The organism is Embleya sp. NPDC020630, from assembly GCF_044334985.1.
Classification (GTDB): domain Bacteria; phylum Actinomycetota; class Actinomycetes; order Streptomycetales; family Streptomycetaceae; genus Embleya.
This window is the reverse complement of the sequence record NZ_JBIRUB010000027.1, coordinates 72,210-95,602: the sequence shown is the minus strand read 5'-3', so window position 1 is coordinate 95,602 and position 23,393 is coordinate 72,210. Positions and strand designations below refer to the sequence as shown.

Below are 23,393 nucleotides of genomic sequence, written 5' to 3'. Positions count from 1 at the left end.
GGCCTGGCCGCCGCCTACCTCCCCTGGATGGCCTACCAGCAACGCACGATCTTCCTCTTCTACGCCGTCGCGTTCGTCCCATTCCTGTGCCTGGCGGTGACGATGATGCTCGGCGCACTCCTCGGCCCACCCGGAGCCACCGAACGCCGACGCGCCTGGGGCACCGCGGGCGTGGTCGCGATCATCGCCCTGATCGCCTGGAACTTCCTGTACTTCTACCCGATCTTCACCGGTGAGACGATCACCCGCAGCGGATGGCTGGACCGCATGTGGTTCAGCACCTGGATCTAGCGGCGCGATGTCGCCGTCGATGCCGAGGGAGGCTGCACCGGTGCCCGTCACGCGGGAGCAGGACATACGCAGGCGAGCCATCGACGCGACCCGCGACCTGGCCGCGGAGGGCGGCTACGACAGCGTGCAGATGCGCGACGTGGTCCGCCTGTCCCGGCTCTCCTCGGCGACCATCTACCGGCACTTCTCCTCGAAGGACCACCTGCTCGCGGCCACCCACCTGGAGTGGATCGCGGCCCTGGAACGCAGCGGCGCGGCCCGCCCGGACGGCGCGAACGCGGCCGAGCGGGTCTGCGCGATCCTGCGCGACACCTGCCGCACGATGGCCCGCCACCCCCGCCTGACCGCCGCCCTGATCCACGCCCTCGGCTCCTCCGACCCGGGCGTGGGCGACTGCCACCGCGAAATCAACCGCATCATGAACACGATGTTCCGCACGGCCCTGGCCGACGAGGTGACCAACGCCGACGAGTTCGTCCACTTGCTCGGCATCGCCTGGGAAGGCGCCCTCTTCAGCTGGGCCTTCGGCCGAATGACCATGACAGAGGTGGAACACACGATCTGCCGAGCCACCCACCTACTCCTACTCGGCACCACCACAGAGGCGGCCACAACCCCCTGACGGCCCCGCCACGGGTCCACAGCCTCAACCTCCGGACCCAACCAATCCCAGCCCGTCCGGCGCTTGAGGACGCCCGCCACAGGCACCCGGGAACCGCCGCCCGAACGGCGAACGCAACCCAACCCAGCCCGTCCGGCGCTTGAGGACGCCCGCCGCAGGCGCCCGGGAACCGCCGCCCGAACGGCGAACGCAACCCAACCCAGCCCGTCCGGCGCCTGAGGACAACCGAGTCGGGCCGACCAATCAGCCCGTCCGGCGCCTGAGGACCGGCCGGACGGGCCCACCCGCACCCACTACGACGCCCGGCTCGCGCGCTCCGCGACCGGCGCCGCAGTCAAGTTCAAGGGCGCCAACTCCGGCCGCTTCGCCGTCACGTGATCCCCCGACGACTGCCCCCGAAGCCGCCGCCCGATCCACGGCACCAGGTGCTCCCGCGCCCAATGCACGTTCTCCAACCGCGCCGCCCCCGCCGTCACCGCGACCTCCTCCGCCGGCCACGGCGCATCGGGGTCACCGTCCACGGCCAGCCCGAGCGCCCGCCCGACCTTGAGCGCGACCCGATCGTGCCCCTCGGGCGACAGGTGCAGCCGATCCTCGCTCCAGGCCCGCCGATCGTGCAGCGAGGTGAGCCCCCACATGTCGGCCACCGCACAGTCGTACCGATCCGCGATCGCCCGCAACAACTCGTTGTAGGTGGCCACCTTGCCCCGGATCAACTTGAGCACCGGCACCCACCGCGTATCGAACCCGGTGAACACCACCACCCGCGCGCCCGTCGCCGTCAGCGCGGCGACCGCCTCCTCGTACTCCGCGGCAAGCTTGTCCGGATCGCTCCCGGGCCGCAGCACATCGTTGCCCCCCGCGCACAACGTCACCAGATCGGGCCGCGCCGCGATGGCCAGCGGCACCTGCTCCTCGACGATCTGATGCAACAACTTCCCACGCACCGCGAGATTCGCGTACCGCAACCCCGGCCGCTCCACCGCCAGCCGAGCCGCGAACCGATCGGCCCACCCCAGGTAGTTCCCGTCGGGCCCGGGATCGCCGACACCCTCCGTAAAGCTGTCGCCAATGGCCACATAAGAGTCGATTTCGGACAGATTCCCGTGTGGATTCACAAGCTCGGCCATGTCACCCGATGTTGGCACCGCTCACCTCGCCTACGCGACCGTAATAACCACCCGAACACACTCCGCTACACGCGGCGGCGCCCCGCATGTCACCACGCGAAACGCACTCTTTCGAGCAAGGCCGATCGACCCCCGGACATTCCCATCCCGACCGAAAGATCACTGTTCACACACCGAGCACCCACAACTCGGCCGGATTCAAACCAGCGTCCAGCGCCGCCCGACGCACCTTTATCGAACGACGACGCAGTGGAATCCGAAAATGACGAAAGCCCCGCCGGAGATTCGGCGGGGCTTTCGTGATGTGTGGACCTGTGGGGATTTGAACCCCAGACCCCCTCGATGCGAACGAGGTGCGCTACCAGACTGCGCCACAGGCCCAACGAGGAGAAACATTACCACCTCCCCGAGCCGGCTCGTGCACGGGTATTCACTCGTTGCCGGCTCGGCGCCACTCGTGTTCGTAGAGCGGGAGGGAGTCGACCGAAGCGCCGTAGCCGGTGCGGGTGTCCTCGGCGTATTGGTCGAACAACGGGGTGGGCGGGCGCAGTGCCTCGGCCGGTTGCGGGTCCGGGACGGCGTGGATCTGCGGGCGCTCCGGCTCCTGTTCGGTGTCGCCGCGCGGGACGACCGGGGCCGTCACGTAGGTGGGCAGCGGGACGGGGACCGGGTCCCACGCGTCCCGGTCGGGGCCGTCGCCGGTGGCCAGCTCGGCGATCCACTCGGCCAGCGCGGGCTCCTCCGCCGCACGTTCGCGTCGACCCCGGGCCGAGCCGCCCGCTCCCGCGGCGCCGGACGCACCCGGCGCGCCGGGGCCCGAACGCGGGGTACGGACCTGCCGCCCGTCGCCGGCCGTCGGCGGCGTCGCGGGCCGGGGATCCGCCGTGGCGCCGTCGGCGGCCTCACGCGTCCGGGCCCGGACCCGCGCCTCGTTCGCCGCGCCGGCGTCGGCCGGCGTGCCCGGCTTGCCCGCCGGTCGGCCCAGCCGGCGCAGACCCGCCTCGTAGCGGCGGCGCTCCTGGACCCGCAGATGCACGATGTACGCCGACAACAACACGCCGGGCACGGCGGGCAGCCACACCCAGGCGAGGCCGGCCACTCCGGCCAGGATCGCACCGGCGGTGAAGCCGGCGAACAGGCTCGCGATCACCCGGCGGCGACGGGTGAGCAGCGCGGCCCGCCCCTCGTCCCGACGCACCGGCACGGCGGGGCGCTTGCCCGCACCACCACCCTTGCCCTTGGCCGCGGCGGCGGACCCGGCACCCGACCCGGTCGCCTGCTGCGGCACCGACGACTGGCCATCCGAGGACTGCCCGGCGGAAGCCTGCGCACCCGAGCCCTGCGCACCCGAAGCCTGCGCCCCGGCCCCCGGCCCCGCGCCCGCCGTCCCCGACGGCCGCCGACCGCGCCCGGACTCACCGGCGGCGCGACGCTCGGCGCCCTCCGTACCGCTCTTTTCGGCCAGCGCCCGCGCCGAGCGCCGCTCGAAGGCGCTGCGGCGGGACAGGATCCGGATCGCGGTGGTGAAACGCTCGGTCGGCCGGGCCTCGTTCAGCTCGTCCTGTCGGCGAAGCCACATGGGCACCAGATAGGCAGCCCAGGCCCCCACGATCGCTGCGTAGATCAGGCCGCTGCCGTTCACGCTTCACACGCTAAGCCGGATGGGCACCGCATCGTCGGATTAGGCACGGTGTGTCGTGCGATCCGTTCTGATGCCCATGTGACGGATGTGACTACCGGGGCCATCGAGGCGACCGGATCGATCGGGGTCGTCGAGACCCCCGAGGCCGACCGGGCAGCCGTGCCCCCGGAGGCTCCGGGGTCTGCCGAGGTGACACCGCTCATATCTCCGGGAGAGTAGCGAAATCGCGAGATCGATGTGTCGATATGGCGGGATCGACATCGAAGAGATTCCGAAGGCGGCGGTGACTACCAGGTGAACCCCCGGCTCTCCCGATAGGCCCGCCACCGCATCAACAGCCCCTCCGGGACCTCCTCGGCGTTCAGCGCGTACGCCAGGTGGTCCCGCCAGTCGCCGTCGATGTGCAGGTAGCGCGGGCGCAGGCCCTCCTCGCGAAATCCCAGCTTGTCCACCACGCGCCGACTGGCCCGGTTCTCCGGCCGGATGCACACCTCCAGGCGATGCACCCCGAGCCGGAAGAAGCAGTGGTCGGACACCAGCGCGACGGCGGTCGGCATCACCCCGAGCCCGGCGACGCGTTCGTCGACCCAGTAGCCGACGTGCGCCGAGCACATCGATCCCCAGGTGATCCCGGCGACGGTGACCTGGCCGACCAACTGCCCGTCGTACAGCACCACGAACGGCAACATCCGCCCCGCGCCGGCCTCGGCCCGCAGGAAGCGGACCATCTGCCGAAAGGTCGGCCGCCGCCCGGCCGCCGACCCAGGCGGCACGGTCGCCTCCCAGCGGCGCAGCCACTCGCGATTGCGGGTGTGCACCTCCTGCCAGGCGGCCGCGTCCCGGGCCCGGATCGGCCGCAGCGTCACCCGGCCCTCGGCGAGTTCCACGGGCCAGCCGCGGGTCAGCGCGTGCCCCATGGCGGCTGCTGCGCCCCTCCGTAGCCCCCGCCGCCCTGGTAGCCGCCCCCGCCGCCGCCACCCTGGTAGCCGCCGCCGGCGCCGTAGCCGCCCTGGTACCCGCCGCCGCCGGGCGGAGCCTGCTGCGGCCCGCCGCCGAACCCGCCGGCACCGCCCCCGCCGCCGAAACCGCCGCCGCGCGCGTGGTCGCCGCCCTGGAGCTGGGACACCACGTGCGGCAACACCTTCGCCAGCACCGTGATCCCGTCCTGCGCGCCGCCCGGCGAGCCGGGCAGGTTGACGATCAGGCTGCGGTAGGTCCAATGCGAGTCCTGGGTGATCGCGACGCCGGCGATGCCGCGCGACAGGATCGAGGTCGGCACCTTGTCGAAGTTCTCCATCCGGATCGCCTCGGCGATGCCGGGCACCTCGTAGCTGATCACCCGACTGGTCATCTGCGGGGTCTGGTCGAACGGGTTGAGCCCGGTCCCCCCGGTGGTGATGATCACGTCGTAGTGGCCCGCGCACGCGTCGCGCAGCGCCTGGGCGACCGGCTCGCCGTCCGGCACGATCTGCGGCCCGCGCGTCTCGAAGCCCATCTGTTGCAGCCCGCGCACGATCACCGGGCCGCTCTCGTCCTGGTAGGTCCCGGCCGCCGCGCGCGTGGACACGGTGATCACCATGGCTCGCATCAGACTTGCCCTCCGTCCCGTTGTGTGGCCCCTGCCCCCGGGTCCCGCTGCCAGTCCCCGGAGACTCCGCCCGTCTTCGCCTCGACCCGTACATCGGTGATCACCGCGCCCGGATCCACCGCCTTGACCATGTCCACCACCGTCAGCGCCGCCACGGAGACCGCCGTCAGCGCCTCCATCTCGACACCGGTGCGGTCGGCGGTGCGCACGGTCGCGGTGATCGCCACCGCGTCGTCGTGCACCGACAGATCCACCGCGACGCCGTGCAGCGCGATCGGGTGGCACAGCGGTACCAGGTCGGGGGTGCGCTTGGCCGCCATGATGCCCGCGATCCGGGCGGTGGCCAGCGCGTCACCCTTGGGTACGCCCTCGCCGCGCAGGAGTTCGACCACCCGCGGCGACACGAGCACCCGGCCCGACGCGGTGCCCGTGCGGACCGAGACGTCCTTGGCCGTGACGTCCACCATGCGGGCCGCGCCGGCCTCGTCGAGGTGCGTGAGGTTCTTGGCGCCGCGCGTCAACTGTCCACCCCATACGGTGAGCCCCCCGTTGCGGCGGGCGTCGAAGTGCCGTCCGTGTCCGACTTCCGTGTGCGTCGAACCGGCGTTTCATGTCGGGGCAACGTTAGAGGCACAACCGGGCGCCCCGCATGCACGGGCACGCCCGGACCGCGATCGCGGCGCCCGGACGCAGGCGCCGCCGCCCGCTCAGCCGAGCAGCATCACGGACACCTCGGCGCCCTCGGCCACCGCGGTGACCTCGGCGGGAAGGCTGATCAGCGCGTTCGCCCGGGCGAGGCTGCCGAGCAGGTGGGAGCCGGTGCCGCCGACCGGATCGACGGTGCCCTCGCCCACGCCGTCGACCGGCGGGGTGTACCACGCACGCAGGAACTGACGCTTGCCCCCGGGCGAGGTCAGCGCCGTCGAACAGGTCGCCCGCACGGTCGGGCGCTCGGTGACCGCGGCACCCTGCATCCGCAGCAGCGCCGGCCGGACGAACACCTCGAAGGACACGAAAGCACTGACCGGATTGCCCGGGAGGGTGAAGATCGGCGTCTCGTCGGGGCCGATCACCCCGAAGCCCTGCGGCATCCCCGGCTGCATCGCGACCTTGCCGAACTCGACCGTGCCCAGCTCGGACAACACTTCCTTGACCACGTCGTAGGCGCCCGCGCTGACCCCGCCGGTGGTGACCACCAGGTCCGCCCGGATCAGCTGGTCCTCGATCGTGTCGATCAGCACCTTGGGGTCGTCGGGCACGTTGCCGACGCGGTACGCGATCGCGCCGGCCTCGCGCGCGGCGGCGGTGAGCATGTAGCTGTTCGAGTCGCGAATCTGCCCGGGGCCGATCGGCCGGCCGGGCTGGATCAGCTCGCTGCCGGTGGACAGGATCACCACGCGCGGCCTGGGCCGGACCCGGATCCGCTCCCGGCCGATCGCGGCGAGCAGGCCGACCTGGGCGGAGCCGATCGTGGTCCCGGCGTCCAGCACGGTCTGCCCCGCCGACACGTCGTCGCCCCGCCGCCGGATGAACTGCCCGCTCGACGGCGCCTTCGTGATCCGCACGGTCGGCAGCCCCGCGTCGGTCCACTCCACCGGCACGATCGCCTCGGTGCCCTCCGGCACCGGCGCACCGGTCATGATCCGCGCGCACGTGCCCGATCCGAGCGCGACCTTCGGGGTGTCGCCGGCGGCGATGTCGTCCACCACCTCGAGCACCACCGGGTACTGCTCGCCCGCGTCCGCGACATCGGCCAGCCGCACCGCGTAGCCGTCCATCGACGAGTTGTCGAACGGCGGCAGGTCGCCGGTGGCGGCCACCTCGTCGACCAGGAGACTGCCGTGCGCGTCGAGCAGTTGCAGTTCGAGGGGCGCGAGCGGGGCGATCCGTTCGAGGATCCCGCCCAGATGGTCCTCGACGCTTTTCATCCGTGCATCTCCTCGTTCACGTACTGCCTCAACCAGGCTCGGAATTCGGGCCCCAGGTCTTCACGCTCGCATGCCAGCTTCACGATGGCACGCAGATAGTCGGCCCGGTCGCCCGTGTCGTAGCGGCGCCCTTCGAACAGCACGCCGTGCACGGTGCCGCCCTCGTCCGGCCCGCGCTTCGCGAGCACCCGCAGGGCGTCGGTCAACTGGATCTCGCCGCCCCGACCGGGCGGGGTCTGCTCCAGCACGTCGAACACCGCCGGGTCCAGCAGATAACGGCCGATCACCGCGTAGTTGCTCGGCGCGGTCCCGGTCTCCGGCTTCTCCACCAGGTCGGTCACCCGCACCACGCCGGGCTCGGAGACGCCCTCGGCCAGGGGTTCCACCGCCGCACAGCCGTACAGGTGCACCTGCGCCGGGTCGACCTCGATCAACGCCACGACGCTGCCGCCGAGTTCGCTCCGCACCCGCAGCATCGTGGCGAGCAGCGGATCGCGCGGGTCGATCAGGTCGTCGCCAAGGAGCACCGCGAACGGCTCGTCGCCCACGTGCGGCCGGGCGCAGGACACCGCGTGCCCGAGGCCGCGCGGGTCGCCCTGGCGCACGTAGTGGATCGCGGCCAACTCGCTCGACTCGCGGACCAGCTTGAGCCGGTCCACGTCGCCCTTGGCGGCCAGCGCGTGTTCGAGTTCGTAGGCCCGGTCGAAGTGGTCCTCCAGGGCGCGTTTGTTGCGCCCGGTGATCATCAGTACGTCGGTGAGCCCGGCCGCGACGGCCTCCTCGACCACGTACTGGATGGCCGGAGTGTCCACGACCGGCAACATCTCCTTGGGTGTGGCCTTGGTCGCCGGCAGGAAGCGGGTACCGAGGCCGGCGGCGGGCACGACCGCCTTGGTGAGCCGGAACACATGACGCGCAGACATGGCCGCACACTAACGGGTGAGGTCGCCGGGGGTGCCATGAAGCCCGGCGATTGGCCGGTTGTCGGCCGCCGGCCCGGTCTCGGCCGGGTCCGGTCCGCAGAACCGGTCGCCGCCCGCCCGCTTGGCCCGGGCCAGCGCCCGGTCGGCGGCGCGCAGCAGGGTCGTGGCGTGGGTGCCGTCTGCGGGCAGCACGGCGGTGCCGATCGCCATGGTCAGCGGGACCGGGTCGGTCGCCGGGCCGAACGTGCCCCGGCGTACGGCGTAGCACAGCCGCTCCGCCACCTTGGCCGCCCCGGCCGCGTCGGTCTCGGGCAGCAGGATCACGAACTCCTCGCCGCCGTACCGGGCGATGGTGTCCACCTGGCGGATCTCCAGGGCCAGCCGCTGGGCCACCTCGCGCAACACCGCGCTCGCGCCCTGGTGGCCGTGCCGCTCGTTGACCGCGCGGAAGTGGTCGAGGTCGAGCATGAGCAGCCCCAGCGGCCGACCGAACCGGGTCGCCCGCATCACCTCGCGGTCCAGCACGAGTTGCAGATAGCGGTAGTTCCACACGCCGGTCAGCGGGTCGGTGACCGACAGCCGCTCCAGTTCGGCCCGGTTCAGCTCCAACCGGGTGACCTCGTGCCGCAGTTCGGGCAGTTCGTTGCCGGCGATCGCGCGCAACCGGCGTACGGCGACCGTCAGCGAGCCGACCGCGACCGCGAGCGCGCCGACGAGCAGGATGATCAAAAGGCGTTCGAAAGTCAGGCTCATGCGGGATCCGGGTCCGGTGCGATGGCGCGAACTGTGTCGATTGCGCGGACTCCTTCGGTAACCCGTCCAAACACGTCATTCAGGGAACAGCATGAAGGACATCCTCAACGACAAGGCCACGCTGAGGTCACAGTTGATGAACTCACGGTCACGCGTCGGGTCGGACCGGCGTGTCGCGGCAAGTCGCGCGCTCCGGGGCGCGCTCCTCGCGCTCCCCGAGATCGCCGCCGCGGGCACCGTCGCGGCGTATGTGCCGGTGGGCTCCGAGCCGGGTGGGCGGGATCTGGCCGAGGACCTGGCCGCCGGGGCGACCCGGCGGGTGCTGCTGCCGGTGCTGCTGGCCGACAACGACCTGGACTGGGCGCTGTACGAGGGGCCGGCGTCGCTGGTGCCGGCCGGGCGCGGGCTGCGCGAGCCGATCGGACCGCGGCTGGGCCCGGAGGCGGTGCGCACGGCCGATGTGCTGGTGGTGCCCGGACTCGCGGTGGACCGCCGGGGGATGCGACTGGGGCGCGGCGGCGGGTCCTACGACCGGGCGCTGGCCCGGGTACCGGAGGCGGCGGTCACCGTGGTGCTGCTGTACGACGACGAGGTGCTCGATCGGGTGCCGGCCGAGCCGCACGACGTGCCCGTGGACGTCGCGGTGACGCCCGCGGCGGTGTACCGGTTCACCCGGTAGCACCGCCGCGGGCGCCCGTCACGCCTTGCCCGGCGCCGCCGGACCGGCCGGGAGCAGGGTCAGCCGGTGTTTGGCCGCCTTGTCCACCGCCGCCGGCGTGAACGCCCACGGCAGCGTCTTGCCCTTGCGCCACAGGTCGGTCTGATCGGTGTAGTTGTCGTGCCACACGTGCCCGGAGGCGCCGGTCAGGTTGATCCACCGGGACGCGTCCAGGTCGGACATGTCCACCACCATCCGCATCGACGGCACGGTGGTCACCTCGTAGCCCTGCGCGGCGTTCCAGCCGGTCGCGTTGACCAGCCCCTCGCCGCCGGACATCCCGTACGGCCCCCGGTTGAGCATCCACTTGACCACGCCCGGACCCCCGGTGCCCAGGGTCTGGTTGCGCAGGGTCAGCGTGTGCAGCCGGCCCCACGACCAGGTGTCGATGTCCTTGCCGAGCCGGGCGGTGAGGTCCTTCTTCGCCTCGGTCATCGCCTTGTGCAGCAGCCCGTCGCGGGTGGTGATCGCGCCCGGGTTCTTGGAGATGTTCCACCACGGGCTCTCCGGGGTGGCCAGCAGTGTGCGTACGACCTCGTTCCACCGGTCGCCGCCGTCGGGCTGCGCGGTCGAGTCGTCCCGGTCACCGCACTGCACGTGCGTGTTGTCCGCGTTGCTCGCGCAGTCGTTGTCGGCCCGGACCGAGAACGGCATCTTGTCGCCGAACGCGAGCATCAGCACCTGACGCCACACCGCGTTGAAGTACGCCGCGGCCGTGGAGTCGGCGTCATTGCGCTTGTCCCAGTCCTTGAGCAGGTCCTGCGCCTCGCGCACCCACGGATCGTCGATCCGCACCGCCAGCAGGGCCGGGACCAGGAACTGCGCGACCGGGTTGACGTCGTCGACCTGCATCTTCTGCATCATCGCCGGATCGATCTTGCCCGGCGCCTTGGTGATCATCTCCTCGATCCGCGCGCTGCGGGCGCCGTACCCCCAGTCGGAGGTCAGCAGATACGGGTACGCCGGCGAGGTCACCGCGTTGTTCGCGGTGACGATGTAGCCCTCCTGCGGGTCGTACACGTTCGGCAACGACTCGAACGGGATGGTGCCCAGCCAGTCGTACTTCGGGTCCCACCCGTACACCGGCCACCGGCCGTCGCCGCTGCGGCGCAGCGGGATCTTGCCGGGCGCCTGGTAGCCGATGTGGCCCTCGACGTCGGCGTAGATCGCGTTCTGCGACGGCGCGTCGAAGTTCTTCAGCGCGGCGCGGAAGTCGTTCCAGTTCTGTGCCCGGTCCAGTTGGAAGAGCGCGTCCATCGAACTGCCCGGGTCGAGCGCGGTCCAGCGCAGGGCGACCGCGTAGCCGTCCTCGCGCTGGGGGCTCAGGTCGGGGATCGGCGCGTCCTTGCCGACCTGCTTCAGGTCGTCGGACTCGTCGACCGCGTCGGTCAGGATCGGTCCGTGCCGGGTGGTGCGCACGGTGATCCGGCGATCGGCGCCGCCGGCGACCTTGATGGTCTCCTGGCGGACCTCCTTGAACGGCTCCCACTTGGAGTCGTAGAGCACGCCGTCGCCCTGGACCTTCTCCAGGTACAGGTCGGTCACGTCGGCGCCGAGGTTGGTGAAGCCCCAGGAGATCTTCTGGTTGTGGCCGATGATCACGCCGGGCATGCCGGAGAACGTGTAGCCGGAGACGTCGTATTGGCACTGCGGTCCGACCGCGCGACAGTGCAGCCCCATCTGGTACCAGACCGACGGCAGCGACGGCGACAGGTGCGGGTCGTTGGCGAGCAGCGGCTTGCCGGTGGTGGTGCGGCTGCCGGCCACCACCCACGAGTTGGAGCCGACGCCCGACGACTTCTCGCTGAACAGCGAGGGCAGCTTGGACAACGACTCGGAGAGGTTGGCCAGCGCGGACTGCGCGTTCTTGGACGGCGCCGGCGGGGGCGCGTCCTGGGCGAAGCGCTCGGTCTTGCCGTCCTTGACGATGTCGCCGTTGCGCACGATCGGCTTGTTCGTGTCGTACGGGTACGGCGGGTACAGCTCATCGATCCGGTTGACCGTCAGCTTGTCGGACAGCAGCGCGCGGTCGATCTCGTCCTGCATGTTGGTCCGCAGGTCCCACGCCATCGCCTTGAGCCAGGCGACCGAGTCGACGGGAGTCCACGGCTCGGCCTTGTAGCCGTCGTGCACAAGACCGAGCAGCGCGTATTCGAACGACGCGTCGGCGCCCTTGTGGTCCTTCAGATAGGCGTTGACCCCGTCGGCGTAGGCCTGGAGGAACTTCTGCGACTCCGGGGCCAGCGCCGCGTATTCCTGCTCGGCCACCTTGCGCCAGCCGAGCGTGCGCAGGAACTTGTCGTTGTCCACCTGCCCGGAGCCGAACATCTCGGACAGCCGGCCCGCGGTCATGTGCCGGCGTACGTCCATCTCCCAGAACCGGTCCTGGGCGTGTACGTAGCCCTGCCCCCGGAACAGGTCCTCGGACGTGTCGGCGTACACCTGCGGGATGCCCTGGGCGTCGCGGACCACGTCCACCTTGCCGGTCAGCCCCGCGATCCGCACGGTGCCACTGGTCTGCGGGAACGAGTCGCGGGACAACTGCCAGCCCCACCAGCCGAGTCCGCCGGCCGCGATGGCGAGCACCACGACGAAGACGATGGCGGTGAGCCGGAACCGGCGCCAGGCCTTGGACGGCCCCTTGGGGGTGTTCGATCGTTCCTTGACCTTGCCGGTGCCGCCGGCGGCGGGCTCGGCGGCCTCGGTGTCGGCCGGGGCGCCGGGCGCGGCGGACGCGGGCGCGGGCTCGGCGGTGGAGCCGGTCTCGGCGGAGGGCGAGGGTGCGGGTGCCGGGATCGGTGCCGGTACGGGCGCGGGCGCGGCCGGCGGTGGCTCGGCGGCGCGCGGCGCGGGCGGTACGGGCGCCGCGGCGGGCGGCGGGACCGACCCCGCGGCCGGCTCCGCGTACGGCTCCAGGGGCGGGTAGGGCTCCTCGTGGGCGGGTGACTCCGTTAGGGCGTACGGCTCTTGCCCGGCGTGGGGCTCCTGCGCCGGATGGGGGTCCTGCCGCGGCGCGTACGGCTCCTGCGGGACGTAGGGCTGGACGTAGGGCTCTTGCTCTTGCCCTGGCTCTTGCGGGGCGTACGGCTCGGGTTCGGCGTACGGCTCGGGCGCGGCCCGGCGCTCACGCTCCGCGCGTTCTTCCGCGCGCCGCTGGGCCGCGACCGGATCCGCCGCGGCCCACTGCGATGTGGGCCACTCGCCCGTGGGCCAGTCGTCCCACCCGGAGGATGAGGCGTCCTGGCCACCGGGGGGCTGCTCCGGGTCGGGCGTCTTCGAGGGAGGCATCAAGGTCCTTATGCGGTCGGTGCGGCAAGGGACACCTTAAAAGCCGAGTGTCGTCGACAGCACAGCCACCGGTACGAGACGGGACCCCTGTGGGGTATGGATCCTTCGCTTTGGTAAAATATTTGCCAGGCGTAGGTAATTGATCGCCGGTTCGCCGGCGCGGCAGGGCCCCCCGTTCCAAGGCCCGCTGATTCTCTGCGCATTCGCGGCGCCGGCTTCGCCCGTCGTCGTCTGCCTTCATGTTCAAGCACTCCGTGCGGCCGCCTGGGGGGTGGCCGGACCGACGACCGCCGGAGGTGACGCACGTGTCCGTGCCCGAGCTCAACCAGGTCCTGCTCCTGGGTGCCCTCGTCATGCTGTCCGCCGTCATAGCGGTCCGCCTGGCGACCCGCACCGGATTGCCGAGCCTGCTGCTCTACCTCGGACTCGGAATGGTGATCGGGGCCGACGGCCTCGGCATAGGTTTCGACAACGCCGAACTGACCCAGACGCTCGGCTACGCCGCGCTGATAGTGATCCTCGCGGAGGGCGGGATCGCCACCAGTTGGAAGGAGATCAGGCCGTCGGTGCCGGCGGCGGCGGTGTTGTCCACCGTCGGGGTCGGGGTGAGCGTCGCGGTCACCGCGTTGGCCACCAGGATCGTGCTCGACGTGGACTGGTCGACCGCGATCCTGATGGGCGCGATCGTGTCCTCCACGGACGCCGCCGCGGTCTTCTCGGTGTTGCGCAAGTTGCCGCTGCCGCACCGGTTGACCGGGTTGCTGGAGGCCGAATCCGGCTTCAACGACGCGCCGGTGGTGATCCTGGTGGTCACGTTCGCCCACACGAGCCACATTGAACCCTGGTACAGGATCCTCGGCGAGATCGGCCTGGAGCTGACGATAGGCGCGGCGGTCGGCCTCGCGGTCGGCCGGCTCGGCGCGCTCGGCCTGCGCCACGTCGCGCTGCCGGCCTCCGGCCTGTATCCGATCGCGGTGATGGCGCTGTGCGTGCTGGCCTACTCCGGCGGCGCGTTGGCGCACGGCAGCGGGTTCCTCGCGGTCTACCTGACCGCGCTGATCCTGGGCAACTCGCAACTGCCGCACGGCCCGGCCACGCGCGGCTTCGCCGAGGGGCTCGGTTGGATCGCCCAGATCGGGCTGTTCGTCCTGCTCGGACTGCTGGTCACCCCGCACGAGTTGGGCAGCGCGGTGGTCCCGGCGCTGGTGATCGGCACCATCCTGCTGCTGGTGGCCCGGCCGCTGTCGGTGATCGTGACCACGTCGCCGTTTCGCATACCGTGGCGCGAGCAGCTGATCCTGTCCTGGGCGGGCCTGCGCGGGGCGGTGCCCATCGTGCTGGCGACCATCCCGATCGTGAAGGACATCCCCGACGCCCAGCGGCTGTTCAACATCACCTTCGTGCTGGTCGTCGTGTTCACCCTGGTCCAGGGGCCCACACTGCCGTGGATAGCGCGCAAGGCCGGTTTCGCGGGTGCCGACGAGCCGACCGACCTCGGCGTGGAGTCCGCGCCGCTGGAGAAGCTGCACGGCCACCTGCTGTCGGTGAACGTGCCGACGGGTTCGCGGATGCACGGCGTGGAGGTCGGCGAGCTCCGCCTGCCGCGCGGGGCCGCGGTCACCCTGGTCGTGCGCGAGGACGGGAGCTTCGTCCCCGAGCCGACCACCGTGCTGCGGCGCGGCGACGACCTGCTCGTGGTGACCACCGACGCGGTGCGCGACGAGACGGAGGACCGACTGCGCGCGGTCAGCCGGGGCGGCAAGCTCGCGGGCTGGTTCGGGGTCAAGGGCGACACCTGAGGCGCGGCGCCTCGCCGTCGGCCCGGACCGGATGTGCCTGGGATACAATCGTATGGTTGATCGTCGGCGGGGCACCCCAGGGTGCCCCGGACGCCGATTCCACTGCACACACCGACTCTGCCTGACGCAGGGCTGGCGTCGTGACCGCACGGCGGCCGAGGCACAACGCTTCGGTATCTACCCCGGTGGACGCTTTCGAGGACAGCTCTCGGCGCACCGGGGTTTCCCCTGTGCGTCACCAGGTGGCAGGAAGCGACAACCCGCGATGCCCACGATGCCCACGCATCGGACCGCCGCACGCGCCCGCCGGGGGCGGTGCGCATGATCTCCACGTACTCCACGCTGCTGCGGACCCCCTCCGCCTGGCGGTTCCTGGCTCCCGCGCTGATCGCGCGGCTGCCCTACGCGATGCTCGGCCTGGGCATCGTGCTGCTGGTCAAACACACCACCGGCTCGTACGGCACGGCCGGCGCGGTCTCCGCCGCGGCGGCCGTGGCGCTGGCCTTCGTCGGCCCGCAGACGGGTCGGCTCGCCGACCGCTTCGGCCAGGCCGCGGTGGTCGTGCCCGGCGCGCTGCTGCACGGCGCGGCGGTGTCCGCGCTGATCGTGGCCGCGCTCGCCGAGGCGCCGCTGTGGCTGCTGTTCACGACCGCGGTGCTCTCCGGCGCGACGGTGCCGCAGATCGGCTCGATGGTGCGGGCCCGCTGGGCGGCGCACCTGGAGCGGTCGCCGCTGCTGCCGACCGCGTTCGCGTTCGAATCGGTGACCGACGAGTTCACCTTCGTGGTCGGCCCGGTGGTGGCCACCTTCCTGGCCACCGGCGTACATCCGGCGGCCGGCCTGGTGGTCGAGGCCGCGCTGACCGTGGTCGGGTCGTTGTTGTTCGCGACGCAACGCGGCACCGCGCCCCGGCGGGTGGTCCGCACGGCCGGTGACACGCCGCACACGTCCGCGCTGCGGATCGGCGGGGTACGCCTGCTCGTGGTCGCGTTCATCTGCATCGGCGGGGTCTTCGGCACCGTGCAGGTCTCGGTCACCGCGTTCGCCGAGGAGGCCGGCCGGCCCGGCCTGGCGGGCGCGCTGTACGCGGTCTTCGCGGGTGGCAGCCTGATCGCCGGGGCCGTCTACGGCGCGATCGCCTGGCGGCGGGCCGCGCACCGCCGGATGGTGGTGATGTTCGCGCTGCTCGCGCTCGGCACCGCGCCGCTGTGGGCCATCCCGTCGGTGGGAATCATGGTGCCCGTCGCGTTGCTGTGCGGACTGGCGATCGCACCCACGCTGATCACCGGCTTCACCCTCGTCGACACGCTGGTCCCGGCCGCGGCCAAGACCGAGGCGTTCACCTGGTTGACCGGGGCGATCGGGCTCGGCCTCGCGCTCGGCTCGACGTTCTCCGGGATGCTCACCGACGCGCGCGGCTCGGGCGCCGGGTTCGCGCTCACCCTGGCCTCGGCCGGCATCGGCTTCCTGGTGGTGCTGGCCGGGCAACGGCTGCTGAAGCCGAAGGCGGATGTGACACCCATTACACCGACGACCACCACCGTGGTGGACGGAACTCCGGTGGATGCTGCACCATTGGCACTCGACAGGTGAGAGTGCCAGTACCCAGCTGACCTGTCTGTCGAAGGAGGACCAGACCGTGCCGACGTACCAGTACCAGTGCACCGCCTGTGGCGAGGGCCTCGAGGCCGTCCAGAAGTTCACGGACGACGCGCTGACCGTGTGCCCCGCCTGCCAGGGCAGGCTGCGCAAGGTCTTCTCGGCGGTGGGCGTGGTGTTCAAGGGCTCCGGCTTCTACCGGACCGACAGCCGAGGCTCGAGCACGTCGTCGACGCCGGCGACGGCCGGGGCGTCCTCGACGGGTTCGTCGGGTTCGTCCTCCTCGTCCTCGGAGGGTTCGTCGTCCTCGTCTTCGTCGTCGACGTCCTCGACGTCCTCGTCGTCCTCGGCCGGCTCGTCCGGTACGACGTCGACGGCGGCCTGAGCGATGACGACCGGCGTGTTGCCGGCGGGGGTGGCCCCGGCCGAGATCGGTGTGATCGGCGGTTCCGGGTTCTACGCCTTCCTGGACGACGTGGTCGAGGTGCGGGTGGACACGCCGTATGGCGCGCCCAGCGACGCGCTCTTCCTGGGCGAGGTGGCCGGCCGTCGGGTCGCGTTCCTGCCCCGGCACGGCCGCGACCACTCGATCCCGCCGCACCGGATCAACTACCGCGCCAACCTGTGGGCGCTGCGGGCCGTCGGGGTCACGCAGGTGCTCGCGCCGTGCGCGACGGGCGGTCTGCGGGCCGAACTGGGCCCGGGCACGCTGGTGGTCCCCGATCAGCTGATCGACCGCACCTCCGGCCGCACCCAGACGTTCTTCGACGGGTTGCCGCTCGCCGACGGCAGCGTGCCGCCGGTCGTGCACACCACGTTCGCCGACCCGTACTGCGCCGACGGGCGCGCGGTGGCCATCGCGGGCGCCCGCGCCTCGGGGTGGGAGCCGGTGGACGGCGGCACCCTCGTGGTGATCGAGGGGCCGCGCTTCTCCACTCGGGCCGAATCCAAGTGGTACTCGGCCCAGGGCTGGTCGATCATCGGGATGACCGGGCACCCCGAGGCGGTGCTCGCGCGCGAACTGGGGCTGTGCTGCACGGCCATCGCGCTGGTCACCGACCTCGACGCGGGCGTCGAGGCGGGCGAGGGGGTCACCCACGCCGAGGTGATGGAGGTCTTCGCGGCCAACGTCGACCGGCTGCGCACGCTGCTGTTCGACGTGGTGGCGGCGTTGCCGAAGACTCGTACGTGCAGCTGTGGCACGGCGGAGGTCGAGCGGCCCGCGTAGGCGGTTCGCCGGTCGGTGAGTGTTGTGCGGTCGGCGTGTCCGGCCGTGTGTGATGTGTTCGAAGGCCGTCTCCCGGGTGGGGGGCGGCCTTCGTGCCGTTCGGGGGCGGGTCGCTCGGTGGGGGGAGTCGTGTCGCTCACGTGGGTGAATTCGTTGTCCACAGGGAGGCGGTGATCCACAGGGCGTCCGGGCGGTTCGGCGCGGGCGGGTCGGCGGGCGGCACGGTGGGGGTGCGGCTCGGCCCTCGTTTTCCCGCCCCGGTTCCGACGGGGGTCGGGCCGCATCGTCCCTACCGTGTGCGCCGCCCGCGCTGGAGGTGTGATGTCCGCTTCGGGATCGTTCGGATCGCCGTCCGGTCCGTCGTTCGGCCGGGCCGGCGGGCCGGCCCTTCGCGGGTCGCCGGGGGCGTCCGCCCGGCCGCCGTGGCGCCGCGTGTTGGCCCGGCATCGGCGCGGGTTGGCCGCGTTGTCGGCGGCGGTCGCCACGCTCGCGGTGATCGTGGCGGTCCGGCCGGCGCCCGTGCCCACCACGCCGATCCTGGTGGCCGCGCGGGACCTGCCCGCCGGCAGCACACCCGGGCCCGCCGACCTGGCCCTGGTGCGGATGCCGACGGCGTTGCGCCCCGAGGGGGTCCTGCGCGCGGTCCGGCAGGCCGAGGGAGGCGCGTTGACCGGTCCGCTGCGGCGCGGCGAGCCGGTGACCGACGTGCGGTTGACCCGGCCCGGCGGCCCGGCCGACGCGGGCACGGTGGCGCTGCCCGCGCGCTTCGCCGACGCCGACGCGGTGGCCGTACTGCGCCCCGGCGACCGGATCGACGTGCTGGCCGCGCCGCCGCCCGAACACCCCGGCCCCGCACGGCCGATCGCCGCCGGCGCCGTGGTGGTGGCCAAGCCGCCCCCGACCGATTCCGGGTTCGGGGCGCCCGGGTCCGGAGCGCTCGTTATCCTCGAGGTTCCCCGCGCCGTGGCGAACGAACTCGCGGGCGCGGCGACCGGCCCGGGACTCACTTACACCATCCGCAGGTTCTGAGCGGCGCTGTTGCGGCGGATCGTGAATAACACCAGACTCGTGCGGGTTGTCCGGCTTCATCGGCTATTCCGCAATTACTACGATTATTACCGCTGTTGGTGTGGTGGTGATCGTTGCTCGGAACGCCCGGTCGAGCCTCGACCGATCAAGATCGATGGGAATCAAGCAGTGGGCGGCTTCAAGAAGTTCCTCATGCGCGGAAACGTCGTCGACCTGGCCGTGGCCGTGGTCATCGGCGCCGCGTTCACGGCGGTCGTGAACGCGTTCGTCAAGGGGATGATCAACCCGGTCGTGGGTGCGCTGGGCACCAAGAACCTGGACAGCTACACGACCTGCATCAAGGGCCCGTGCGGCGTCGACGCGAAGGGCGAGACGACCGGCGTCCAGCTGCTGTGGGGGTCGGTGCTCGGCGCGGCGCTGACGTTCGTGATCACCGCGGCGGTGGTCTACTTCCTGCTCGTGCTGCCGATGAACCACATGCTGGAGCGGCGCAAGCGGGCTCTCGGACACGCGGGCGAGAAGGAATTGAGCGACGTCGAGATCCTGCGCGAGATCCGCGACCTGCTCGCCGAACGGCTGGAGCCGCAGCAGGACTCCGGCCGCGACGGCGGCACCGGATCGTCGGGGTCCTCGGGGACCACGGGAGGCTCGGGGACCACGGGAGGCTCCGGGGCCTCGCGTTCGGACGCCTGATCGGTCGAACGGCGGGCCGGCGCCTTCGTGGGAAGGTGCGGGCCCGCCGTTCGTTTTCGTTTACGTGGGGCGAGCGCCTGTGCCGCGCCGGCCGCCCCGGCTCAGAAGTGGTGCGGCGGCTTGTCGTCGAGGAATCGGCGGATGTCGGCCGGGTCGGCGCCGGTCCGGTGCTCGCCCCAGCCGGTGTCGGTCTCGTCCGAACTCGTCTCGGGCAGCAGGTCGTCCCAGCCGAAGCGGTCGTGCCGCTTCGGCTCGTCCGGTCCGTTCGCCTCGCGTGCTTGCGCCTCCGCCATCGCACCAGTGTGCCGGCGCTCCGGCGCGGGCCGCGTCACGCGGCCTCGAGCCCCTGGGCGGCGGCCAACTCGCGCAGCTCGACCAGCGCCTGCTTCTCGATCTGGCGGATCCGCTCGCGGGTGAGCCCGAGTTGCTTGCCGACCTCGGTGAGCGTGTGCTCCTTGCCGTCGGCCATGCCGTAGCGCGCCCGCAGGATGGTGGCCGTACGGCCGTCGAGCCGACCCACCAGGTCCGCTATCTGCTCCCGGCGCAGCGTCGCGAGCGTGATGTCCTCCGGGGTCAACGGATCGGTCTCCTGGACCAGTTCGCCCAGTTCGGTCTCGCCGTCGTCACCCACGGGGGTGTCCAGGCTGATCGGGTCGCGCGCCCAACCGATCACGTCGACCACCCGCTCGGGGGTGGTGCCCACGATCTCGGCGATCTCCGGAAACTCGGGATCGCGACCGTGGTCACGGGCGAACTCGCGCTGCACGCGGCGGATCTTGCTGAGTTCCTCGACCAGGTGCACGGGCAGTCGCACGGTGCGGGCCTGATCGGCCATCGCCCGGGTGATCGCCTGCCGGATCCACCACGTGGCGTAGGTGGAGAACTTGAAGCCCTTCGCGTAGTCGAACTTCTCGACCGCGCGGACTAGGCCCACGTTGCCCTCCTGGACCAGATCCAGGAACGGCATCCCGCTGCGCGGGTAGCGCCGCGCGACGGAGACCACCAGACGCAGGTTGGCCTGGATGAACAGTTCCTTGGCCGCCGCTCCGCGCGCGATCAGCGCGTCGAGTTCGGCCCGGTCGACTCCCTCGGGTACGGCGTCCTCGTCGATCAGTTTCTGCGCGTAGAGCCCGGCCTCGATGTCCTTCGACATCTCCACCTCGCGCTCCGCGTCCAAGAGCTTCGTGCGGCTGATCTCGTCCAGGTACACACCGACCGTGTCGCGCTCGACGTCGGCAGCCTTCCGCGTGCGGGAAGCCGCCACTCGCTCGGCGCCCTGTCGGGCCACACCACGTGTAGTCGGCATGCTCTAGCCCTCGCTTTCATTCGCGTTCGTCAACATTTCGAACGAACGAGAAGCCTGTGGTATTCCATCCGGAGATGTACTGTTGAAAGGTTGGCCGATAGCGGCCTTTATCAGCGCCTGCCCGGCCTCGGGCTCCGCATGCACGCTCCGGAGTGCCTACGATCCGCTCAACGGCCGAGGGGCCCCGGATGTTCCTAAGACCCGGGTGGGAGCGGGTGCGCGGACTCCGGGAGGGCGGCCTCGACCCGGCGGCGGGCGTCGCCTGGGCCACCGTGGGGCGGTCCGGTGCGACGCGGCGCGCGACTGCCCGACCGACGACTTTCGGCCGGCCGATGTCGGCCCGCCGTGCCCGGCCGGCGTCCGTCCCGGCCCGGCGGTCGGCACGGGTCAGTGCGTGTCGGAGGCGGGTTCCAGGTCGCGGGGGATCAGCCGCCAGGCCAGTACCGCGGCGACCAGCGCGACCACGCCGCCGGCCAGGAAGGTGGGCGTCATGCCGGCCGTGAACGCGTCGCCGGCCCGGGTGAGCAGGCCGCCCGTGCCGAGCCGGTCCGCCACCACCGACGCGTCCCCGATCGACTCGCGCACCGCCGACAGGTCGGCCGCGCCGAGGTCGAGGGCGGGCAGGTTGGAGCGGTAGAGCGCGGAGGCCATGCTGCCGAGGATGGCGACGCCGAGGGCCGCGCCGAGTTCGTACGCGGTCTCGTCGATGGCGGCCGCGCCCCCGGCGTCCGCGACCGGCGCCGAGGACATCAGCACCACCGACGCGACGGTGGCCAACGTACCCACGCCGAGCCCGACCACCGCGAGCGAGACACCGATCAGCGGGTAGTCCACGTCCCGGAAGTGCTGCCCGATCCAGGGCAGGGCCAGTCCCACGCCCATCAGCGCGAGGCCGATCGCGAGCACGTTGCGCGGTGGGAAGCGGTGCATCAGCGGCGGCACCACCATCGACGCCACGATCAGCGCGATCGGCGCGGGCAGCAGGTGTAGTCCGGCGGACACGGGGCTGTAGCCGCGGACGTACTGGAACCACTGGCTGAGCAGGAACAGCGCCGCGCCGAGGCCGAGCATGCCCAGGAAGATCGCGGTCGCGGCCATCGTGAACGCGCGGTTCGTGAACAGCCGGACCTGGAGCAGCGGGTGGGCGAGGCGCAGTTGGCGCCGGACGAACACGGTCAGCGTGAGCACCGCGATCGCGAGCAGGATCCAGGCTCCGGGGTCGGCCACGCCGCCCTTGCCGAGTTGTTTGACGCCGCCCGCGAGCGTGGCCATGCCGACGATGGACAGCCCCACCCCGGGCCAGTCCCACGCGCCGGAGCGCGGCGAGCGGGACTCGGGCAGCAGCCACAGGCCGAATCCGATCACCGCGACGGCGATCGGCACGTTCAGCAGGAACGCCGACTGCCACCCGTGCGACTGTACGAGCAGTCCGCCGATCACCGGCCCGAGCGCCATGCCGCCGCCGAAGACGGCCGACCACACGGCGTAGGCGAAGGCCCGCTCCCGGGCGTCGGTGAACACCTGGCGCAGGATGGTCAGCGTGGAGGGCATGATCGCCGCGCCGCCGACGCCGAGCAGCACCCGGGCGGCGATCACGTGCCAGGCCGCGGTGGCCGCCACCGCGAGCAGCGAGGCGACCGCGAAGATCGCGAACCCGACCAGGAGCAGCCGTTTGCGGCCCCAGCGGTCGCCGAGCGCGCCGGCGGTGACCAGCAGGCCGGACAGCGCGAGCGCGTAGGAGTCGATGATCCACAACTGCTCGACCGAGCCGGGCCGCAGATCGGCGACCAGGGAGGGGAACGCGACGTTCAGGATCGTCGCGTCCATCGAGATGATCAGCAGGCTCCCCGACAGGATCGCGAGCACGGCCCAGCGCCGCGGGTCACGGGCGGGACGAAGGGAGGTGGAGCCGGTCATGAGACATCCTCAATTCTTGTGAGACACAAATGTCTCACGCCTCGATCGACGCGTCCACCGCTCCCCCGCCGGGTGTCTACCGCTCGCCTCCCGGAAGTACGACGTGCATGAACGACTCGTCGTGTCGGAATCCGAGGCGCTCGTACACCGTCCGGGCCGGATTGCCCTCGGTGACCGCGAGGCCGATCGAGGGCAGCCCGGCGCGCGCGGCGAGGCCGAGCGTGTGGCGCAACAGCCGGGCACCGAGGCCGGCGTACGCGGGGTCGGGATCGCGGAAGACCTCGCTGATCCACGGCCCGAGCTGTTCGGCGTCGTTGACCAGCACCGCCGCGACCACCCGCCCCCCGTCCAGCGCCACCACGCTCGCGTCGAGCAGGGGCCCGAGCACACGTCCGTGGTAAAGGACGTCCAAGTCCTCGGGATTGGGATGCGACGTGCCGTCGGGATGTCCGGGCGGATAGGCGGCGATCCAGGAGTCATACAGCGCCGAGGGCGGCACGGACGTCACCGGCCGCACCTCGATGCGCGGATCCGCCCAGGCGTGGCCGTCGGCCCGCGGATCCAACTCGCGGGCGTACCGGTGCAGATGCCGCACCAGTCGGCCGCCCGACGCGATCAGCACGGCACCGGTTTCCGCGTGCGCCGACACGACCCATCCGGGGAGCGCGGTCAAGATGGCGGGGGCCGCCGCCTCGGCCGGCAGCCGATGCAGCCGCAGGTCGAGCGCGGCCGGTCGGCCCGAGCGGTTGCCGAGCCGGTAGTCGGCGACGAGCGTCCCGTCCCGATCGAAGACGGTTCCGCGCGTACGCACGCTTTCATCGGTGGTCATGAGGTTCATTCTTCGATGCCCGAGCAAGTCGTTTACCTCCTCGGTCGCGGCCCTCTGCCCCCTCGCCAGGATCACCCGGCACACCGGGCGTCGCATTCCCGCGCCCACCA

General features: G+C 71.8%; 21 protein-coding genes, 1 tRNA gene and 1 pseudogene. 9 read left to right on the top strand and 14 right to left on the bottom strand.

The window, feature by feature from the left end; all coding sequences use genetic code 11:
- Together ACH4XV_RS43160 and ACH4XV_RS43155 are read left to right on the top strand one after the other, a co-directional pair.
- Nucleotides 1–291, top strand: a pseudogene (locus ACH4XV_RS43160) (phospholipid carrier-dependent glycosyltransferase); the annotation flags it as partial.
- A 40-nt stretch (nt 292–331) separates the two neighbouring features.
- The gene (locus ACH4XV_RS43155) at nt 332–913 is read left to right on the top strand and encodes a TetR/AcrR family transcriptional regulator (protein ID WP_395799145.1); all 582 of its coding nucleotides are present in this window, start codon (nt 332–334) and stop codon (nt 911–913) included.
- 293 nt (nt 914–1,206) lie between these two features.
- Here the strand turns inward: ACH4XV_RS43155 and ACH4XV_RS43150 are convergent, their stop codons facing one another.
- The 9 genes from ACH4XV_RS43150 to ACH4XV_RS43110 all read right to left on the bottom strand — a co-directional run bounded on the left by ACH4XV_RS43150 (nt 1,207) and on the right by ACH4XV_RS43110 (nt 8,877).
- Nucleotides 1,207–2,043: an SGNH/GDSL hydrolase family protein gene (locus ACH4XV_RS43150; protein ID WP_395799143.1), complete on the bottom strand. Its 837-nt coding sequence runs from the start codon at nt 2,041–2,043 to the stop codon at nt 1,207–1,209.
- A 307-nt stretch (nt 2,044–2,350) separates the two neighbouring features.
- Nucleotides 2,351–2,424: transfer RNA gene (locus ACH4XV_RS43145), tRNA-Ala, on the bottom strand.
- A 49-nt stretch (nt 2,425–2,473) separates the two neighbouring features.
- Nucleotides 2,474–3,685 (bottom strand): gephyrin-like molybdotransferase receptor GlpR, encoded by a 1,212-nt coding sequence (gene glpR, locus ACH4XV_RS43140; protein ID WP_395799141.1) that lies wholly within the window; start codon nt 3,683–3,685, stop codon nt 2,474–2,476.
- Nucleotides 3,686–3,972: 287 nt separating this feature from the next.
- Nucleotides 3,973–4,602, bottom strand: coding sequence for a GNAT family N-acetyltransferase (locus ACH4XV_RS43135; RefSeq protein ID WP_380009184.1), 630 nt, complete (start codon nt 4,600–4,602; stop codon nt 3,973–3,975).
- The gene (locus ACH4XV_RS43130; RefSeq protein WP_395799139.1) at nt 4,587–5,264 is read right to left on the bottom strand and encodes a molybdenum cofactor biosynthesis protein B; all 678 of its coding nucleotides are present in this window, start codon (nt 5,262–5,264) and stop codon (nt 4,587–4,589) included. Before ACH4XV_RS43130 ends, ACH4XV_RS43135 begins: the two co-directional genes overlap by 16 nt.
- 8 nt (nt 5,265–5,272) lie before the next feature.
- Nucleotides 5,273–5,740, bottom strand: a complete 468-nt coding sequence (gene moaC, locus ACH4XV_RS43125) for a cyclic pyranopterin monophosphate synthase MoaC (RefSeq protein WP_235618915.1) — start codon at nt 5,738–5,740, stop codon at nt 5,273–5,275.
- Nucleotides 5,741–5,980: 240 nt separating this feature from the next.
- Entirely contained in the window at nt 5,981–7,201 is a 1,221-nt protein-coding gene (glp, locus tag ACH4XV_RS43120) for a gephyrin-like molybdotransferase Glp (protein WP_395799137.1), read from the bottom strand.
- Nucleotides 7,198–8,124, bottom strand: a complete 927-nt coding sequence (gene galU, locus ACH4XV_RS43115) for a UTP--glucose-1-phosphate uridylyltransferase GalU (protein WP_395799136.1) — start codon at nt 8,122–8,124, stop codon at nt 7,198–7,200. Before galU ends, glp begins: the two co-directional genes overlap by 4 nt.
- Nucleotides 8,125–8,133: 9 nt before the next feature.
- Nucleotides 8,134–8,877 (bottom strand): GGDEF domain-containing protein, encoded by a 744-nt coding sequence (locus tag ACH4XV_RS43110; protein ID WP_395799134.1) that lies wholly within the window; start codon nt 8,875–8,877, stop codon nt 8,134–8,136.
- 91 nt (nt 8,878–8,968) lie between these two features.
- Here ACH4XV_RS43110 and ACH4XV_RS43105 point away from each other — a divergent pair, with 91 nt between their 5' ends.
- Nucleotides 8,969–9,556 (top strand): 5-formyltetrahydrofolate cyclo-ligase, encoded by a 588-nt coding sequence (locus ACH4XV_RS43105; protein ID WP_395799132.1) that lies wholly within the window; start codon nt 8,969–8,971, stop codon nt 9,554–9,556.
- A gap of 18 nt (nt 9,557–9,574) precedes the next feature.
- Here ACH4XV_RS43105 and ACH4XV_RS43100 read toward each other — a convergent pair whose 3' ends face one another.
- The gene (locus ACH4XV_RS43100; protein ID WP_395799130.1) at nt 9,575–12,883 is read right to left on the bottom strand and encodes a penicillin acylase family protein; all 3,309 of its coding nucleotides are present in this window, start codon (nt 12,881–12,883) and stop codon (nt 9,575–9,577) included.
- A gap of 239 nt (nt 12,884–13,122) precedes the next feature.
- Here ACH4XV_RS43100 and ACH4XV_RS43095 point away from each other — a divergent pair, with 239 nt between their 5' ends.
- From ACH4XV_RS43095 to mscL, 6 genes are all read left to right on the top strand, one after another.
- The gene (locus tag ACH4XV_RS43095) at nt 13,123–14,682 is read left to right on the top strand and encodes a potassium/proton antiporter (protein ID WP_395799128.1); all 1,560 of its coding nucleotides are present in this window, start codon (nt 13,123–13,125) and stop codon (nt 14,680–14,682) included.
- Between the two features lie 321 nt (nt 14,683–15,003).
- Nucleotides 15,004–16,275: an MFS transporter gene (locus ACH4XV_RS43090; protein WP_380009161.1), complete on the top strand. Its 1,272-nt coding sequence runs from the start codon at nt 15,004–15,006 to the stop codon at nt 16,273–16,275.
- Nucleotides 16,276–16,321: 46 nt separating this feature from the next.
- Complete coding sequence (locus ACH4XV_RS43085; RefSeq protein WP_395799126.1) at nt 16,322–16,666, top strand: FmdB family zinc ribbon protein; 345 nt, start codon at nt 16,322–16,324, stop codon at nt 16,664–16,666.
- 3 nt (nt 16,667–16,669) lie between these two features.
- Nucleotides 16,670–17,509 (top strand): S-methyl-5'-thioadenosine phosphorylase, encoded by an 840-nt coding sequence (locus ACH4XV_RS43080; protein ID WP_395799124.1) that lies wholly within the window; start codon nt 16,670–16,672, stop codon nt 17,507–17,509.
- Nucleotides 17,510–17,830: 321 nt separating this feature from the next.
- A complete protein-coding gene (locus ACH4XV_RS43075; protein WP_395799122.1) occupies nt 17,831–18,538 on the top strand; it encodes an SAF domain-containing protein in 708 nt (235 codons plus the stop codon).
- Between the two features lie 168 nt (nt 18,539–18,706).
- The gene (mscL, locus tag ACH4XV_RS43070; protein ID WP_395799120.1) at nt 18,707–19,231 is read left to right on the top strand and encodes a large conductance mechanosensitive channel protein MscL; all 525 of its coding nucleotides are present in this window, start codon (nt 18,707–18,709) and stop codon (nt 19,229–19,231) included.
- A gap of 101 nt (nt 19,232–19,332) precedes the next feature.
- Here mscL and ACH4XV_RS43065 read toward each other — a convergent pair whose 3' ends face one another.
- From ACH4XV_RS43065 to ACH4XV_RS43050, 4 genes are all read right to left on the bottom strand, one after another.
- Nucleotides 19,333–19,524, bottom strand: a complete 192-nt coding sequence (locus ACH4XV_RS43065; RefSeq protein WP_395799118.1) for a hypothetical protein — start codon at nt 19,522–19,524, stop codon at nt 19,333–19,335.
- 35 nt (nt 19,525–19,559) lie between these two features.
- Nucleotides 19,560–20,537 (bottom strand): RNA polymerase sigma factor RpoD/SigA, encoded by a 978-nt coding sequence (locus ACH4XV_RS43060; protein ID WP_395799116.1) that lies wholly within the window; start codon nt 20,535–20,537, stop codon nt 19,560–19,562.
- Between the two features lie 387 nt (nt 20,538–20,924).
- Nucleotides 20,925–22,454 (bottom strand): MFS transporter, encoded by a 1,530-nt coding sequence (locus tag ACH4XV_RS43055; protein ID WP_395799114.1) that lies wholly within the window; start codon nt 22,452–22,454, stop codon nt 20,925–20,927.
- Between the two features lie 76 nt (nt 22,455–22,530).
- The gene (locus ACH4XV_RS43050; protein WP_395799112.1) at nt 22,531–23,283 is read right to left on the bottom strand and encodes a GNAT family N-acetyltransferase; all 753 of its coding nucleotides are present in this window, start codon (nt 23,281–23,283) and stop codon (nt 22,531–22,533) included.
- Between the last annotated feature and the right edge of the window lie 110 nt (nt 23,284–23,393).

What these genes read in the sequence shown, in the direction of transcription:
- ACH4XV_RS43055 (WP_395799114.1), bottom strand. Translation starts at nt 22,454, where the DNA reads ATGACCGGCTCCACCTCCCTTCGTCCCGCCCGTGACCCGCGGCGCTGG.
- ACH4XV_RS43050 (WP_395799112.1), bottom strand. Translation starts at nt 23,283, where the DNA reads ATGACCACCGATGAAAGCGTGCGTACGCGCGGAACCGTCTTCGATCGG.
- ACH4XV_RS43065 (WP_395799118.1), bottom strand. Translation starts at nt 19,524, where the DNA reads ATGGCGGAGGCGCAAGCACGCGAGGCGAACGGACCGGACGAGCCGAAG.
- ACH4XV_RS43135 (WP_380009184.1), bottom strand. Translation starts at nt 4,602, where the DNA reads ATGGGGCACGCGCTGACCCGCGGCTGGCCCGTGGAACTCGCCGAGGGC.
- ACH4XV_RS43105 (WP_395799132.1), top strand. Translation starts at nt 8,969, where the DNA reads ATGAAGGACATCCTCAACGACAAGGCCACGCTGAGGTCACAGTTGATG.
- ACH4XV_RS43090 (WP_380009161.1), top strand. Translation starts at nt 15,004, where the DNA reads ATGATCTCCACGTACTCCACGCTGCTGCGGACCCCCTCCGCCTGGCGG.
- ACH4XV_RS43110 (WP_395799134.1), bottom strand. Translation starts at nt 8,877, where the DNA reads ATGAGCCTGACTTTCGAACGCCTTTTGATCATCCTGCTCGTCGGCGCG.
- ACH4XV_RS43075 (WP_395799122.1), top strand. Translation starts at nt 17,831, where the DNA reads ATGTCCGCTTCGGGATCGTTCGGATCGCCGTCCGGTCCGTCGTTCGGC.
- ACH4XV_RS43095 (WP_395799128.1), top strand. Translation starts at nt 13,123, where the DNA reads ATGTTCAAGCACTCCGTGCGGCCGCCTGGGGGGTGGCCGGACCGACGA.
- ACH4XV_RS43130 (WP_395799139.1), bottom strand. Translation starts at nt 5,264, where the DNA reads ATGGTGATCACCGTGTCCACGCGCGCGGCGGCCGGGACCTACCAGGAC.
- glp (WP_395799137.1), bottom strand. Translation starts at nt 7,201, where the DNA reads ATGAAAAGCGTCGAGGACCATCTGGGCGGGATCCTCGAACGGATCGCC.
- ACH4XV_RS43100 (WP_395799130.1), bottom strand. Translation starts at nt 12,883, where the DNA reads ATGCCTCCCTCGAAGACGCCCGACCCGGAGCAGCCCCCCGGTGGCCAG.
- ACH4XV_RS43080 (WP_395799124.1), top strand. Translation starts at nt 16,670, where the DNA reads ATGACGACCGGCGTGTTGCCGGCGGGGGTGGCCCCGGCCGAGATCGGT.
- ACH4XV_RS43150 (WP_395799143.1), bottom strand. Translation starts at nt 2,043, where the DNA reads ATGGCCGAGCTTGTGAATCCACACGGGAATCTGTCCGAAATCGACTCT.
- ACH4XV_RS43060 (WP_395799116.1), bottom strand. Translation starts at nt 20,537, where the DNA reads ATGCCGACTACACGTGGTGTGGCCCGACAGGGCGCCGAGCGAGTGGCG.
- moaC (WP_235618915.1), bottom strand. Translation starts at nt 5,740, where the DNA reads ATGGTGGACGTCACGGCCAAGGACGTCTCGGTCCGCACGGGCACCGCG.
- galU (WP_395799136.1), bottom strand. Translation starts at nt 8,124, where the DNA reads ATGTCTGCGCGTCATGTGTTCCGGCTCACCAAGGCGGTCGTGCCCGCC.